13 protein-coding genes are annotated in these 15,597 nt (G+C 65.9%); 5 read left to right on the top strand and 8 right to left on the bottom strand.

Annotated features, from left to right (window positions below; translation table 11 throughout):
* Positions 1–47 precede the first annotated feature (47 nt).
* Positions 48–2,393, bottom strand: a complete 2,346-nt coding sequence (locus QHF84_RS21745) for a hypothetical protein (RefSeq protein ID WP_281315274.1) — start codon at positions 2,391–2,393, stop codon at positions 48–50.
* A 283-nt stretch (positions 2,394–2,676) separates the two neighbouring features.
* Here QHF84_RS21745 and QHF84_RS21740 point away from each other — a divergent pair, with 283 nt between their 5' ends.
* Positions 2,677–3,627, top strand: coding sequence for a Hint domain-containing protein (locus QHF84_RS21740; RefSeq protein ID WP_281315273.1), 951 nt, complete (start codon positions 2,677–2,679; stop codon positions 3,625–3,627).
* Positions 3,628–3,636: 9 nt separating this feature from the next.
* On the opposite strand, the gene QHF84_RS21735 is transcribed toward QHF84_RS21740, so the two are convergent.
* The 5 genes from QHF84_RS21735 to QHF84_RS21715 form a co-directional block, all read right to left on the bottom strand.
* The gene (locus QHF84_RS21735) at positions 3,637–4,458 is read right to left on the bottom strand and encodes an alpha/beta hydrolase (protein WP_281315272.1); all 822 of its coding nucleotides are present in this window, start codon (positions 4,456–4,458) and stop codon (positions 3,637–3,639) included.
* Between the two features lie 13 nt (positions 4,459–4,471).
* Positions 4,472–6,310, bottom strand: coding sequence for an amidohydrolase (locus QHF84_RS21730; RefSeq protein WP_281315271.1), 1,839 nt, complete (start codon positions 6,308–6,310; stop codon positions 4,472–4,474).
* A complete protein-coding gene (locus QHF84_RS21725; RefSeq protein WP_281315270.1) occupies positions 6,307–6,858 on the bottom strand; it encodes a hypothetical protein in 552 nt (183 codons plus the stop codon). The genes QHF84_RS21730 and QHF84_RS21725 overlap by 4 nt, the downstream gene beginning before the upstream one ends.
* 10 nt (positions 6,859–6,868) lie before the next feature.
* Positions 6,869–7,546, bottom strand: a complete 678-nt coding sequence (locus tag QHF84_RS21720) for a hydrolase (RefSeq protein WP_281315269.1) — start codon at positions 7,544–7,546, stop codon at positions 6,869–6,871.
* 206 nt (positions 7,547–7,752) lie between these two features.
* Positions 7,753–8,220: a DoxX family protein gene (locus QHF84_RS21715; protein WP_281315268.1), complete on the bottom strand. Its 468-nt coding sequence runs from the start codon at positions 8,218–8,220 to the stop codon at positions 7,753–7,755.
* Positions 8,221–8,485: 265 nt separating this feature from the next.
* Between QHF84_RS21715 and QHF84_RS21710 the strand changes: the two genes are divergently transcribed.
* The 3 genes from QHF84_RS21710 to QHF84_RS21700 all read left to right on the top strand — a co-directional run bounded on the left by QHF84_RS21710 (position 8,486) and on the right by QHF84_RS21700 (position 12,877).
* The gene (locus QHF84_RS21710; RefSeq protein ID WP_281315267.1) at positions 8,486–11,080 is read left to right on the top strand and encodes a PAS domain S-box protein; all 2,595 of its coding nucleotides are present in this window, start codon (positions 8,486–8,488) and stop codon (positions 11,078–11,080) included.
* Positions 11,077–11,736, top strand: a complete 660-nt coding sequence (locus QHF84_RS21705) for a response regulator transcription factor (protein WP_281315266.1) — start codon at positions 11,077–11,079, stop codon at positions 11,734–11,736. The genes QHF84_RS21710 and QHF84_RS21705 overlap by 4 nt, the downstream gene beginning before the upstream one ends.
* Before the next feature lie 421 nt (positions 11,737–12,157).
* Positions 12,158–12,877, top strand: a complete 720-nt coding sequence (locus tag QHF84_RS21700; RefSeq protein WP_281315265.1) for a hypothetical protein — start codon at positions 12,158–12,160, stop codon at positions 12,875–12,877.
* A gap of 181 nt (positions 12,878–13,058) precedes the next feature.
* On the opposite strand, the gene QHF84_RS21695 is transcribed toward QHF84_RS21700, so the two are convergent.
* Positions 13,059–14,078, bottom strand: coding sequence for a shewanella-like protein phosphatase (locus QHF84_RS21695; protein WP_281315264.1), 1,020 nt, complete (start codon positions 14,076–14,078; stop codon positions 13,059–13,061).
* A gap of 178 nt (positions 14,079–14,256) precedes the next feature.
* Between QHF84_RS21695 and QHF84_RS21690 the strand changes: the two genes are divergently transcribed.
* Positions 14,257–14,685 (top strand): hypothetical protein, encoded by a 429-nt coding sequence (locus QHF84_RS21690; RefSeq protein WP_281315263.1) that lies wholly within the window; start codon positions 14,257–14,259, stop codon positions 14,683–14,685.
* 43 nt (positions 14,686–14,728) lie between these two features.
* Here the strand turns inward: QHF84_RS21690 and QHF84_RS21685 are convergent, their stop codons facing one another.
* Entirely contained in the window at positions 14,729–15,541 is an 813-nt protein-coding gene (locus QHF84_RS21685) for a hypothetical protein (RefSeq protein WP_281315262.1), read from the bottom strand.
* Positions 15,542–15,597: the final 56 nt, after the last annotated feature.

Genomic DNA, 15,597 nt, shown 5'->3' with positions numbered 1-15,597 from the left:
AGCGCGTTTGTCCAGGGGTTTGTGGCAAATGGCCTCGAAGGTCGGTTTTACGACCGGCGTCTCTTCGCCAGCGCCGCGCCGAGCTTTTCGAGCTTCTTTTCGGCGGCAAACCAGGAGAGGCACTCGTGGCGCGTCTTGCGTTGCGTCGTGGAGAGGCTCTTGCCATTGTCGAGTTTTCCCGCGAGCACCTCGAGCAGGAATGCCTCGGTCGAGGGGTGCCATGCGTAGAAGAGCGGCCAGAGGAATTTCGTCGGCAGGCGCAGAAGGCCGTAATGACCCGGCACGGATTGCTCGCGGCGGAGGCATTCGATGAGCGCCGGGGCGAGCCTCGCGCCGTCCGCACGTTCGAGCGGCTGGGCGAGCTTCACCCAGGCCGGCCGCGGAGTGGCGAAGGATTCCCAGTGGTTCCGGAAGAGCTGCTGGTAGGCGGCGAGCGCCGCGGCGACCGCCTCCATCGGCGCGCCGGCGCGCACGGTCGCGTCGAAGACGTCACGCAGCGGGTCGAGCTCGTCGAGCTTGGCTTCGAGACGCCGCCGCAAGCGGCCCCACGCTTCGTCGCCGAGCGCGGAGAGGACCCGCGCCTCGTCGATCGTCTCGGCGGCGCCGAGCGCTCGCAGGAAAACGAAGAAGGGCGCACGCTCGGCTTTTTTATTCCTGGGCAGGACATCGAATGCGATTTCGTGCGCATCGTCGAGCACGCTCTCCAGGCGGTCGGCGTCGCGACGGTCGGCGAAGCGATCGAGGAGTGGTCGGGCCCGCTCCGCGAATGCGAGCCGATCGGGCAGTTTCACGCCGTCGTCCTCGCCGAGCTTCCACAGAGCCGCCGAATGCTCGACGATGGCCTTGAGCAGGGCGAAGGGGATCGGAATCGACGCGCCGCGCTCGCGAGCGTCGGGGACCACGCGCCAGGGTTGCGCGCACCAGGCGGCGGCCGCGCGGCTGCGTTCGTCTTCGTTACGCTCGCTCGCAAGGAACCAGTTGGGGTCGAAGCTCTCTGGAATCGCGCCGCCGCCGCTCTCTTTGCCCGCTTGTTCGAGGCGCCGGATGTCCTCTCCATGGAGGTCGCCTTGCCAGGAGAGGCCGGCGGCAATGGCGAGCGTCCGCGCCCGGCGATAATCGTCGAGCGCGCCGGCGGTGTCTCCCAGTCCTTCGCGGACCAAGGCCCGCGCCGCGAAAATGCGCGGTTCGAAACCACGATCCGTGACCTTCTCGCCGGTGCGGGCGCGCGCCTCGTCCCCCCGCGCGCGCTTGTCGATCATGCAGACTGCCTCGTCGGCGAGCCGGCGTGCCCTCGCAAGGAGCGACGAACGCTCTGCTTCGGAGATGGTTTTTGCTTTTTTGGTCTTCGGGCGGTCGCGGCACGGGTCTTCCCCGCCCGCGAGCTTCCCGAGGGAGCGCGCCACCCGCGCGAGCCCGATCGCCTTTCGATCCTGCCGGTCTCCCCGATAAAAGAAGCCCATGGAGAGGCCTTGCGCCGGATCGTCGATTGGCTCGGCCGCGCGCCAGTCCTCTGCAGCGGCGCGCTCGTCGCCGAGGTAGAGCCGGCATTCCCAGCGGGCGCGCAAGAGCTCGGCGCCGGCAATCCCCGCGTCGAGCGCCGCCGACAGGAGCGGCTTGGCCTCGGCGTAGGCGCCACGCTCGAACAGCTTGTACCCGAGCATTTCGGCGATCCCCACCGCCGTCTCGAAGACGGCGCCGTCCTCCTCTTTCAGCCATGCATCGATCGCAGGCTGGATGTTTTTCAGGAACGTGAGGTGATTGTCGCTCGAGAGGTGCTTCGTGGTGTATCGATAGTGCTTGGCCACGAAGAGGCGCTCGCGAGGATCGCTGCTTCCGATGTGAGACGCGAGCACTCTCAGGTGGCCGCCGAGCGAGGAGGTCGAATCGGTCCGCTCCTCAAGCTCGGACGGCTTCGCGAGCACCTCCTTCCGGAGCTCGTTTGGCACGGCGCGCTCGAGCTCGAGCCAATAGCCGGAGTCGACGTCGAGGACGTGCCGGACGAGGAGAACCGCCTCTTCGTGCGCATCCGCATCGAGCGCCAGGGCGATCCGTCCCACTGCGGGCAGCGCTTCCTTTTGGAGGTTCTGCCAGTTGTTCCATTCCGTCGAGAAGCTGAGCGGATAGGGGGTGAGCGTCGGCAACATGCAACGCAGGCTGTGCCCCTCGCTCGCGCGAACCTCGGCCCAAAGCCGCCCGGCGAGGAGATAGAGGGCGGAGCCCCGCTGGCGGATCACGGTCGGTTCGCCCTTGCCTCCCTGGATGGCCACTTCGATTGACGTCCCGACGAGCCTCGCGGTGAATGGGGGGACTTCGCGCTGTCCTTGGAGGAAATTCGATGAAAAGAGCGTGAAAAATTCGGCGAGTGCGTCATGCAATGCGGCATGGGTATCCATGGGGGGAGCGACCCTAGCACGAGACCGGCGGCCGGCCATGACAACCCGGTCGCGCTTTCGCGCCAGGTGGCAACTGGGTAGTCAGTGCTGCGGGCTCCAGCCCTTCACCCGTTGCAGGCAACCACGAGCCGCCGTGCCGCCTCCGCCCCCGTGCGGGTCGGGTGCGATGCCGCGCGTGGTTCTCGCGGCCACCCATCATGGATTCCGGCACATCTGTTGCTGTGTCCAAAGCGAAGGTTGGGCGGGAGGAGCTCAACGCTTCGTGGAGGCTTCTATGCATACCATGATTAAAGGCATCGGTTTCAGCTTATGCATGATGGGGGCGAGCTGCTATTTGTCGCAGTGCTTCGTGCGAGGCACGCGGATTGTGACGCCGCACGGCTTTCGCTCCATCGAGGAGCTCGCCGTGGGCGACGAGGTCTACAGCTTCGACGTCGAGACGCGACAGGTCGTGGTCCGCAAGGTCGGGAAGCTCATTCGCGCGCGGGCGCCGGAGATTCTCCACATCGCTCTCGGAGAGCTCTGCATCGCCGGCGTGACGTCCGAGCACCCGTTTTACGATGCCGAGCGCGGCGCGTGGATCCCCGCCCGCGAGGTCCGCGAGGGAATGCGGCTCGTCGCGTGGCTCGGCGCTGGCGATGTGCGCGAGCTCGAAGTGACGGTCTGCCGCCGCGCGGCCGCCGCAGGCGAGGTCGAGGTCTTCAACCTGAGCATCGACGGCCCCGAGCACAACTACTTCGCCGAGGGCGTGCTCGTCCACAACAAGGATGAGCCAGGCGGCCCGGGCGATCCCCTCGGACAGTCTTGCCTGAGCAATGCGGATTGCATAGGTGGGGAGAACCTGGTCTGCGCCCCGGACTTCGACGGCGTATGCGGCCCTCCCCTCGGCAAGAAGTGCGCGCGCGCGACTTGCGGCGTGGGCCCGCTCAGCACCATTTGCGGCTGCGACGGGAAGCCGCATGCCGTCGATAACTGCACCAGCGAGACGGAAATCGAAGTGGACAAACGGGAGGGCGCGTGCGCGCCTCCGGCGGGAAGGTACAATTGCGGAGACGGTACCTGCGCGTCCGATGCCCAGTATTGCCTGGAGGGTTATTCGGAGATCAAGTGCGTCGACGTGCCGCCGAGTTGCCTGGGCTCCGCGAGCTGCGATTGCCTCGAAGCCGCGGGCGTAGCGGCCTGTGGATGCGTCATCAGCAACGGAGGGCTCCGCATCCAGGAATGCGAGCCCTGATCCGCCATCTCAGCTCCGGAGGAACGCGAGGAGATCGGCGTTGAGGCGGTCCTTCTCCGTCGCCGCGAGCCCGTGTGATCCGCCCTTGTAGATTTCGAGCCGCGCATTCTTCACGAGCTTGGCAGAAGCGAGCGCGCTCGCGCCGATGGGGACGATCTGGTCGTCGTCGCCGTGGATGATGAGCGTCGGCACGTCGATCTTCTTCAGGTCCTCGGTGAAATCCGTCTCCGAGAACGCCTTGATGCAATCGAGGACGTTCTTGAAGCCGGCCTGCATGCCGTGGAGCCAGAAGGTGTCCCGGAGACCTTGCGAGACCTTAGCCCCTTCACGGTTCGCCCCGTAAAACGGGATCGTCAGGTCCTTGAAGAACTGCGCGCGATCGGCGTGGACGCCCGCGCGAATGCCGTCGAACGTCTCGATCGGCAGGCCGCCGGGATTCGCGGGGGTCTTCAGCATGAGCGGCGGCACGGCGCCCACGAGGACCGCCTTGGCGACACGCGCCGTCCCGTGACGACCGAGGTAACGCGCCACCTCGCCGCCGCCGGTCGAATGCCCGACGAGCGTGACGCCTCGGAGGTCGAGGGACTCGATGAGCTCGCTCAGGTCGTCGGCATAGGTGTCCATTTCGTTGCCGTTCCAGGGTTGGCTGGACCGGCCGTGACCGCGGCGATCGTGGGCAATGCACCGGAAACCGTGCGAGGCGAGGAAGACCATCTGGTCCTCCCAGGCATCGCCGTTGAGCGGCCAGCCGTGGCTGAAGACGACCGGCGGCCCGCTGCCCCAGTCCTTGTAATAGATCTGCGTCCCGTCCTTGACCGTGATCGTTGCCATGCGACAAACTCCTTCAGAATGCGAAACACTCGCAAGCGCCGTCGAACAGGTTGCCGAGCCCCGACAGCCATCGCGGAAGACCAAACGCCGCCTGGCCGCTCCGCTCGGCGTGTATCTGGATGCAACGACGCTCCGCGGGGAGCGCGGCCTGCGAGCGCTGCCGATAGGCTCCAGGATGACGGTTCACCGGTGACCAGTCCGGCATGACCGGCAGGTCCCCCGGATCGAGCGGCTTGAATTCGTCGGCGGCATATACGGGTTTGCCACCGACGATGGTGAGCACCGATTCGAGCGCCTTGATTTCCTCGTCGGGAATCTTGAAGTAATCGGCGGTCAGCACCGCCAGATCGGCGAGCTGCCCAGGCGCGATCGCGCCGCGCGTCCCTTCTTCCCGTGACATCCAGGTGCTGCCCTGGGTGTAGAGCCGCAGCGCTTCCTCCCTCGTCAATCGCGCCTTCTCCGGATAAAGCGAGAGCCCGCCGAGCGTCTTTCCCGTGGTCATCCAGTACAGGGAGACGAATGGATTGTAGCTCGCGACGCGCGTCGCGTCCGTGCCTGCGCCGACCGGTACGCCGAGCTCCAGCATTCGCCGAAGGGGAGGCGTGCGCTCGGCCGCCCTGGCGCCGTAGCGGTCGACGAAGTATTCGCCCTGGAAAGCCATCCGGTGCTGGACGGCGATCCCTCCTCCGAGGGCTTTGACGCGTTCGATGTTCCGATCGGTGATCGTCTCGCAATGGTCGAAGAACCAGTGCAGCCCGTCGAGCGGAACGTCTCGATGGACCTTTTCGAAGATGGACAAGAACCGGGAGATCGATTCGTCGTACGTCGCATGAAGGCGGAACGGCCAGCGGTTCTCGGCCAGGAAACGAACGACGCGCTCGAGCTCGGATTCGAGCTTCTCGGGGAGGTCGGGGCGCGGCTCGAGGAAGTCCTCGAAGTCCGCCGCGGAGAAGACGAGCATCTCGCCCGCGCCGTTGCACCGGAGCATGTCGTCGCCGTCGCCCGGCTTCACGACCTTCGACCAGCGCACGAAATCTTCGAGCTCGCCGCTGGGCTTCTGCGTGAACAGGTTGTACGCGATGCGCAAGGTCATCTCGCCGCGCTCATGGAGCTGCTGGATGATCTCGTAATCTTCCGGATAATTCTGGAAGCCGCCTCCCGCGTCGCATACACTCGTCACGCCGAGGCGGTTGAGCTCCCGCATGAAGTGGCGGGTCGAGTTGTACTGGTATTCGGGCGGGAGCTTCGGCCCTTTCGCGAGCGTCGCGTAAAGAATGGCCGCGTTTGGCTTCGCGATGAGCATCCCGGTGGGGTTGCCCGCCTTGTCGCGGACGATCGTGCCGCCGGGCGGGTCTGGGGTATCCTTCGTGTACCCGCACGCGCGGAGCGCCGCACGGTTGAGCAGCGCCCGGCAGTAGAGGTGCAGGACGAAGACCGGCGTGTCGGGAGCCGCCGCATTGATCTCGTCGAGCGTCGGCATCCGCCGCTCGGCGAACTGGAACTCGCTCCATCCGCCGACGACGCGCACCCATTGCGGCGCCGGTGTGCGGGCCGCCTGCTCGCGGAGCATCTCGAGCGCCAGCGCAAGGGAGGGCACGCCCTCCCAGCGCAGCTCCATGTTGTAGTTCAGTCCGCCGCGGATGACGTGGAGGTGCGAATCGTAGAGCCCCGGAATGACCCTGCGCCCGCCGAGATCGACGACCTTCGTCGCGGGCCCGCGCTCGAACTGCGAGGCATTGTCGACCCCGGCGATCCGGCCGCCCGCGACGACCACCTCCTTCGCTTCGGGATGGCTCGGATCGAGCGTGGTGATACGTCCGTTATGGAGGATGAGATCGGCCGTGGTCTTCATGAGCTCCTCTTCCCCGGGTGAAGCCACGGATTCGCGAGCTTCACGAGCAATGGCATGGCGCCCCACGTGAGAACCGCAACGATGCCTCCGGCGATGACGCCGGAGGCGAGGACTTGCGGGAAATTCGGGCCGAGCAATGGAAGAAGGATCGCCGGGACGATCATGCTGACCGGCCACACGGCGATCCAGGTGAGCAAGGCCATCTTCCATCGCGGCGGCATGGGCTCCGCGGTGTTGCGAAACCAGGCTTCGAGGCCCTCCAATCGCCGATACGTCGGTTCACCTTCCACCATCGGCGCGATTCGATCGAGCCATTCCTTGTAGAGGGCCGTCTCGTAGAATGCGTCGCGGTCGGCGGCGCTGGCGAAGCTGCGCAGGATGCCGTACTCGGCCACGTCGGAGCCGGGCGGCGGGTAGATGCAATGCACCCCCCTCGCTCCCGGCTCGGCCAGAGACCGGCTGGCGAAATCGGTGAGGGCGCGTTCGAATTCCGCGATGTGCGTCTTCCGGACGCGCCGGACGATGGCGATGTGAAGGGTCTCGGCCATGGCTTTGCCGTCAGTGACCGGACTTCTTGGGGACGATCTGCGGCTTCACCGCCGATTGAGGCGCTTTGTGGACCATCGTGTAGGCATACTCGACGCCCACGCCGTAAGCGCCGCCCTGCTGCTTGATGAGGCCCATGAGCTGGTTGTAGTGCTCGCGCTTCGCCCAGTCGCGCTGCCATTCGAGGAGCGCGGGGATCGTCGTCAGTCGGACCGCGCCCGCCTGGACCATCCGGGAGAGCGCCGCTTCATGGGCGGCCGGCGAGGTCGCTCCGCAGCAATCCTCGACGATGTAGATGTTGTATCCGGCGCCGAGCATTTCGATGGCGGGCCAGGTCACGCAGACCTCGGTCCAGAGGCCGGTGAGGAGAATGTTCTTTCTGCCCGTCGCCTCGATGGCCGCGCGGAACCCCGCGTCGTCCCACGAATTCATCGAGGTCCGTTCGACGACCGGCTGCCCCGGAAACACGTCGAGGAGCTGCGGCCAGACGTAGCCGCTGAACGACTCCGTCTCCACCGCGGTGAGGACGGCGGGAACACCGAACTCCTTCGCGACTTTCGCGAGCAGCGTCACGTTGTTGATGAGCGTCGCGCGATCGATGTTGGCGACGCCGAACGTCATCTGCGGCTGATGATCGATGAAAACGACCGCGCTGTCTTCCGGCGTAAAGAGCTTATGGTATTTGTTCATCGTCGTTGCACCTGGAATGTGGGTTATGGTTCGAGCCGCCAAGCCAAAGCCTGTCGAGCGAGCGTGCGGCGCGAGAGTACCTCTCTTTGGCGAGATGGCCATCGACTGTGCGGCCTACGTCTCCGTCCTGCCGACGAACGAACGCCCCCTCCTCCTTTCGAAGGATGGACAGTCGGTCGGAATTCGGACATGGCCGACATGCAATCTCACCGTTCGTCTCCGTGGTGGCCCCACGCCCGGGGAGCGAGGCGGGCGACGAGGCGATCCCAGCGGCCCTGCAGACGATGATCGAGCGACCAACGTCCTGGGCCCGTGAGCACGAGGGCAACATACGGCAGGGCGTAGAGGAGGGCCGACTGGACGTCCGCGCCCTCGAACCCGCGCGCGCCGAGGACGAGCACCATCATCATCGTAAAGACAATGGGGAGCGATGACAAACGCGTGGCCAAGCCGAGCGCGACGAGGATGCTACATAGCCCCTCGGAGCCGAGCGCCATCACGAAGCTCGCCGCGTGGCCGACGCCGAGCGGGTCGGGAAACTCACGGAGCTCGTGCGAGAAGTCGGCGAGCTTCCTGGCCATGTGGAAAGTCCAAATGAGCGCGGCGGCGCCGACGCGCAGCAAGAGGAGGCCGAGATCGAGCGAACGCGCGCGGAGCGCGGCCATGGAACTCATGGCGGGAATTCTCTCTCATCGCTCGGGTGGTACGCTATTGACCTTGCTGCGGAGGTCCTTCTCGTTCGAATGGCGGATCTCGTACTCCTCCATTCGAAGGGGGCGGCCTTGCCACGGAAACCACGTGCGCGCCCGCATTCGAGCTTCCCTCCCACGGCAGCATGTGCCAACATGCGACGGCGTGCGGTCCATGCACAATGATGCGAACAGCCCCGCGGTCCCGCCGCGGCCAGGCTCTCCTCCGCCTCCGTCCGAGCACGTCCGCGTGACCGACCGGGAAGAGCTTTTGGAGCTTCTGTTTGCAAACGTCGCGGAAGCCCTATTGCTCATCGAACCGACCGGGCGGATCGTCGAGGCGAATCCCGCGGCTTGCGCAATGCTCGGTCGTGGGAAGAGCGATATCGTCGGGACGTACCCATGGGAGTTCGTGACGAGCGCGTCACGTGACGAGATCCTCGAATCGCTCGGTCGTGTCGAGCCGTCGGGGCCGGTCTCGGTTCCGTGCACGTATCGACGAGCATCCGGCGAGCTAGGGACCATGGACCTGCGGCTTTCGCGCCTGGGTTGCCCGAAGCGCGATTGGCTCATCGCGAGCTGTCGCGAGATCACCGAGGAGAAGCGAATCCAGGCGCGATTGCCCGATGCCAGCGAACGGGAGACCGCCGCAGAAGAGCTGCAACGACTGAACGCGGAGCTTTTGCGACAGGCCTCGCACCTGCGGGAGGTCAACCAGACGCTGCTCGATAGCGAGCAACGTCTGAGGTTGGCCATCGAGACAGGAAGAATCGGCTTGTGGGTCTGGAACTCCACGGACCTGGGCAATGTGGGCGACTGGTCGCAGCGGATGAAGGAGATCTTCGGGCTACCGCTGGACGCAGAGGTGACGCACGACATGTTCTTGAAGTGTGTTCACCCGGACGATCGGACGCGCGTGGACAGTTTGGTCATGCAAGCGCTCGCCGGCGCGAATGGCGGCGAGTATCGCGCGGAGTACCGCACGATTCATCCGCGAGACGGCTCGGAGCGCTGGGTGACGGCCCGCGGCCAGGCCTTTTTCAATGCGGATGGCCAAGCGATTCGTTTCATCGGCACGGTCATGGATATCACCGAGCGCAAACGCGCCGAGGAAGCCTCCGCGCGTCTGAACATGGAGCTCGAGAGGCGGATCCGCGAGCGCACGGCGGATCTGGAGCGAATCAACCAGGCGTTCCGTGTCGAAATCGAAGAACGAAGGAAAAGCGAGGCCTCGTTGACCAGGACCCAGCGCCTGACCCAAACGGGGAGCGCGACCTGGATTCTCCCGACACGCCAGCTCATCTGGTCGGACGAGACCTATCGTCTCTTCGAACTTCCTCCCGACACGAAGCTCACGCCCGAGCTGGTCGCTTCGAGGGTCCACCCCGAGGACCTCCCCGTTTACCTCCAGGCGTTCGCCGGCAAGAGCGACGATCTTCATTTCGGCCACCGCCTGGTGATGCCCGACGGCTACATCAAGTACGTGGAGGTCTATGCCACGGCCGTGCGCGACGACGCGGGCCAGATCGTCGAATGGGCGGGGGCGCTGCGCGACGTGACCTCGATCAGGCAATCCGCGGAAGCCTTGCGGGCCTCGGAGCACCTCGCTCGTGGCCAGTTCGCGGCCCTCACCCGCACGCTGGATGTGCTCGCCCAGGAGTCGAATCCCGAACGATTGCTGGAGCATGTCCTGCGCATGATCGTCGGACGGCTGAACGGGCAAAGCGTCAGTGTGTACGAGCGAAGCGGTGCCAGCGAGATGGACCTGGTCGCGACATTCGAGGACGATCGGCTGCACGCCCCCTCGAAGGATCTGTCCTTGGGCAAGAGGGTCACGCTTTTCACGGAGACCCATCCCGTCTGGAGCGAAGTGCTCCGCACCGGCGTCGATATCGTCATCGGGGAGATCGATTGCGATCCTCCGCGCATTCGGCTCGGCAGCCGTGAGAATTCGCCCTGGTATCCGTGGCACGGAGACGCCCCGCACGATCCCCATGTGCCGGCGATCTACCGGCGGCTGGCGGCGATGGGCGTCGTGGCCACGCTGACGGTTCCGACGTTGATCGGCGGAAAGCTCGCCGGTTTCATCGGGATCCGGTCGCGGCACAAGAACCTCTTTCGAGCGAGCGAGATGGAGCTCGCTCGTGCGCTTGCCCATCAGGCCATGCTCGCCATTCAGCTCACGCGGCTCTCCCGACAAAGCCGTGAGGCGGCCATCGCCGCGGAGCGCAACCGTATGGCGCGTGATCTCCACGACACGCTGGCGCAAGGATTCACCGGTGTAATCGTGCAACTGGAGGCAACGGAGGATGCCTGGTCGAGGGGCTTGCTGCCCGAGGCCGGAAAACACCTCGCCCGCGCGCGAGAGCTGGCGCGAGGGAGCCTGCAAGAGGCGCGACGCTCCGCGCACGCGCTTCGATCGCAGGCGCTCGCCGAGAAGAATTTCAGTGAAGCGATGGACGATTTGATCAAGAAGATGACCAGCGGGACCACCGTGATCGGCGCGTTCACGGTGGAGGGCAGTCCCTGGCCGTTGAGCAACGAGTGGGAAGAGAACTTGCTGCGTATCGGCCAGGAAGTGCTGACGAACATATTGCGGCACGCGCGCGCCCGCCATTTCGACGTTCGTGTCGCCTTCGAGCCACGAAGGCTCCGATTCGAGCTGCGGGACGACGGCGTGGGTTTTGATCCTGCGGCACAAAGTGAAGGGCTCGGCTTGATCGGGATCAAGGAGCGCGTCGAGCTGATGGGCGGCGAATTGACCATTCGAAGCGCGGAAGGAAGCGGGACGGCCGTCGTGGCGTCCTTGCCGGCTCCGTACCATTACAGCGGCTTCACCCCATGAAAGACTCCACCGAGACTTCAGCGAACCCTTCGGGCTCGTACAAAATACGGGTGCTCATCGCCGACGATCACGTCACGGTGCTCGAGGGCCTTTCGGCCATCATCAGCCGCCAACCCGACATGGAGGTCGTGGCCGCGGCCTCCAATGGCCGGCAGGTGGTGGAGCTGTGGGAGCAATGTCGTCCGGACATCGCGTTGATCGACATCCGCATGCCCGTGCTGGACGGCGTCGCGGCGATCGAGGAGATCCGGAGGAACGACGCCTCCGCCCGCTTGATCGTCCTCACCACGTTCGACACCGACAACGACCTGCTCAACGCGGTCAAGGCCGGCGCGAAGGGATATCTTTTGAAGGATTCGCGCCGAGAGGAGCTGCTCGACTGCATTCGCAGGGTGCATCGTGGGGAGACGTGCCTGCCTGCATCCCTGGTGCAAAAGCTCGCCGCGAGCCTGAGTCGCGAGGCGCTCACGAGCCGCGAGGTGGAGGTGCTCGAGTATCTGGCGCGCGGACAGAGCAACAAGGAGATCAGCGCGCTGCTCGGCATCGGTGAGACGACGGTGAAATCGCACCTCCGGAGCATTTTTCGCAAGCTCGACGTGCTCAGCCGGACGGAAGCCATCGCCACCGCGAGCCGTCTCGGCTTGATCAAGCTGTAGCGCCTCGGGGCTCACTTCGTCGTCGGGTGGGACGGTTCGCCACAGGCCCCTCCGTGCGCCCGACGCCGGAGGCGAACGTGATGGCGCCGTCAAAAAAAGCACGATCGATGTCCCAAAGGGCGACCAAGCCATGAAAATAGCGTGCTTTTCCTGCTGGAACGACGATTGCTTCCAAGAATCCAGGAGGACATTCATGCTCATCTTTGGACTGCGGGCTCGTTTCCCTGCGGTGTGGGACGTGGTTTGTTCTGGATTCGGAATGGCGGCCGGTTTGGCCCTGCTGGCCTGCGGAGAACCGGGCTCGAATCCCGAGCCCGGGAGCGGTGGCGCGGGAGGGCAGGGCGGCCAGGGTGGCCAGGGTGGTGATATCGCAACGTGCGGCCCGTGCGCGTCGCATGAGGGGTGCGTCGACGGCGCCTGCGTGCCGATCAAACACCTCGGCGTCGGCGTGCAGACGGTGCACTTCCAGCAGCCAGGCGGATCCTTCGTATACAGCAGTCGAGCCTCGGCCTGTTATCACGAGCTTGCGCCGGTGGATCCCACGCCATCCCCTCCACCCTGCGTCCTCAGCATTCCGGACCAGACCATGGAGGACCCGTTGGCCGAGCCTACGGGAATCGTGGCCGACGCGGGGCCAATCACGGTCTCGGGCACGCTCCTCGGTGAGAGCATTCTCCCGCCGCCGACGAAGCCCGGCGAGACTTGCTTCAACGAGAAGCACAGCACGGAGCCTCTCTCCCCGGGGGAGACCGTCACGTTCTCTGCACCCGGCGGCGCCGATTTCCTCCCGTTTTCGTTCTCGATGGAGGCCCCGGCCATTCCGTTCATCACCGCCGCGCCCCTGAAGCCGGGGGAGCCCTTGCCCATTCAATGGGAAGGGACAGGCGACGGGCCCATCACCCTGCTCGTCGTCACGATGGGCGTGATGCAGCCGGTGTCGCTCGATTGCCGCGTGCCCGATACCGGCAGTTTCACGGTCGATGCGGAGCTGACGTCGGCGTTCGCGGGCGCGGGCGGTACGCCCCATGTCATCGCGATCCGCGTGAAGCGCACGGAAGAACAAGACCAGCCGGCGGTCGCCGCCAGGGTCGGGGCGTGGCTCGGCATTACGTCGTACCTCGAGGTCGGTTACGCTCCTTGACGAGACGGCCGGCCGAAAAGCCGCCGGACGTCGAGCTCCGCTGGACGCATGGCGCAGGCCTGCGCGTCACGCAGAACTGCGGGCCGCGACAAGCGTGAGGCGCAGGCTCGACGTTGTACCCCCGGTGCAGGGGTGCCAAGTAAGTTGTCGCATCCAACGCAATGCAGCCGGAAACGACGGGTCAGCCATCCCCGCGCAGCGGTCGTACCTCCGCGCCCTTGATTTCCAGGACTTCGGGTTTGCCGCCATAATACTTCGACATCCCGACGTCGATCCGCCAAACCTGCTCGTCGCACGCGGAGGTGATGCCGCCGCGCTGCACCGTGTGGCCGACGACCATGCGCTTGGCCGGGATCATCGCCAGCGTTTCCTTGAGCACGCGACAATCGTCCGGGCCGGTCGTCGCCGAGTATCGCCGCAGCCAGACAGGACCATCCTCCGCGGTGATGAGCGCGGGCAAATCCTTCGCGGAGCCGTCCATCCACGCGATCGCCTCGCGATTGATGCGATCGATGCCGTAACGAACGTGCTTGGGCGTGATGCCCCCATGAACGAAGACCGTGTCGCCGACGACGGCGATCATATTGCGCTTCGCGAGCTTCTTCGCATACGGGCCGCCAGGAAGGAATGCGGCGGCGCGCGCCTTGGCCGGCTCCGGCACCCGCTCGAGGCGCGGATCCGTGGTCGTGACGCCGGCGAGCCCCACGAAATCCTTGAATGCGTCGTCGGTCACGTAGCGGAGATCGAGCTGGACGTTCATCACCTCGTGGTTGCCGTTGAGCACGATCACGGCGCCGCCCGTGCGTTGGGCCTCGTCGGCGAGGCGCTCGAACAGATCGATGATGTCGCGATCCTCGTCGCCGCGATCGACCTCGTCGCCGGTCTGCACGACCATGAGATCCTTGCCAACCCAGTGATCCTTCTCATCGATCGCCCCGGCCATCCGAAGCGCCGCGCGTGTCGCCGCGAGGTCGCCGTGGAGGTCACCGATGGCGACGATCCTTGCAGGTGCGGGAATGCGCTGCACCGGCTCGGGGGATGCTGCGGCGGTCGCCGCGGGGGCGGCGCTTTCGCCGGGGTTCGCCTTCGATCCCAAGGTGCTCGGGGGGACCGCGGGACTCGGCTCCGGGATGCTCTTGTCGCAGGCCGCGAGGGCGGAGGCGAGGACAAATAGGGAGAGCGAGCGGATCCGCGCGTGCATCGTCCTTCGGGTCTACCACAGCGCCGGGGGGACGACCAAAGGGTAAGCGAGAGACTTGTGGGCCCGACGCCACCGTGCTTTGGTCGCCTGCGATGCGACGAACGTTGATCCGCTCTCTCGACCTGCCACGCGGCTCGGATGCCCGCGCGCTCGCCGAGAGCCTCGTCAGAGATTGATCATGAGCAAGAACGAATCATTTCATTGGCAAGCCGTGCGCAACATGTGCCTCGATCCGTCGGCGCGCGACTATGACTTGACCACGCTCTCCGACACATTGAGGGAAATCATCGACGAGATCGGATCCGACGAGTTTCCGGACTGCATTGCAAACGCAGTCGAGAAGGCAATCTTTTCTCCTGACGAGGGAGCCTTGCTTCTCGGTGTGGCCACCTACTCGACCGACGACGAGGGCGCCTGCATCCTGCGGGTCCTGGACCACTGGCTGGAGATAGGTACCGATGAACTTCGCGTGGAGCTCGCCCTCTCGCAAGATACCTTTCCATTCCGCTCGCGTGCCCAGAGGGTCGCAGTTTTGACCGTGATCGCAAAACGCTTCCCGAAATTCGCGGACATGTGCAGGTACTTGATCGAAGCATCCCGTGACTGAGAGCGGGACGGCATACAATGAGCCGCGCACCGCACCCGGCACCCTAAAACCCGAGGTGCATCAACGTCCATCCGCCGGCGGTGCGGTAGAGGATGGCCGCGGCGTCGCCGCCGTCGAGCAGCAGTCCGTCGCCGAGGGCGCCCGGCGCCGGCGATTCGAGGGTCCTCGCGCCGCGCTGCCCGACGAGGACGGGGACGTCGTTCCGGAGTTTTCGCGGTCGCAGCTCCCAGCGCGCGAGCCAGCCGAGGTCAGCGTCGATCTCCGTCGGGCACGGTGTTGCGACGGGATGACCCCCGACGTCGGGCACCTCCGTTTTCGTCCAGCATTGCCCCCGGCGGCCTCCGCCGAGCAGCTCCGCGGCGCCGTTCCCCCAGAGAATGGCCATCCCACCGGCGCCCGCGCGGCTTCGCACGAGCACCACATCGTCGAGGACGCCGTCGCCGTCGAGATCCCCGCGCAAGGTGCATGGGCCCGACTGCGCGACGTCACAGGCGGCGTGGTGATCCGGCAGCGCAGCGCGTAGCCGGGTCGTGAGTGGCCTCGGGAGTTCCTGTTGCGCCCGCGCGCCTCGTGTCCGCGCATCCGGGTCCTCGGCGTCGACCGCCTCCTCCGCGGCCGCATCCACGGTCGCCTCGGCTGTCCCGCTCGTCTCTGCGGGACACTTGCAGCGCGCCTCCTCCTCCTCGGCGTTCGGCGCGGGCACCGCCGCGGCTTCCGGCTCGGTTTGCGCGGCCTTTGCGGGCATCGGGACACGCACCGACGGCCTTGGCTCCGGCGAGGGCGCCGGCTTGCAAGCGCAAAGCGTGGGCGCGACGAGGGCGAACGATGCGAGGAGGAAGGCGACGATGGGCTGCATGACGGCTCGTATCGGAGCGGCGGCGCGGAGTGTGACAGAGGTGCTCCGCCGAAGCC

This window comes from Polyangium sp. y55x31 (genome assembly GCF_029946505.1).
Lineage (GTDB): Bacteria > Myxococcota_A > Polyangia > Polyangiales > Polyangiaceae > Polyangium.
This window is presented reverse-complemented; position numbering and strand designations above follow the sequence as displayed.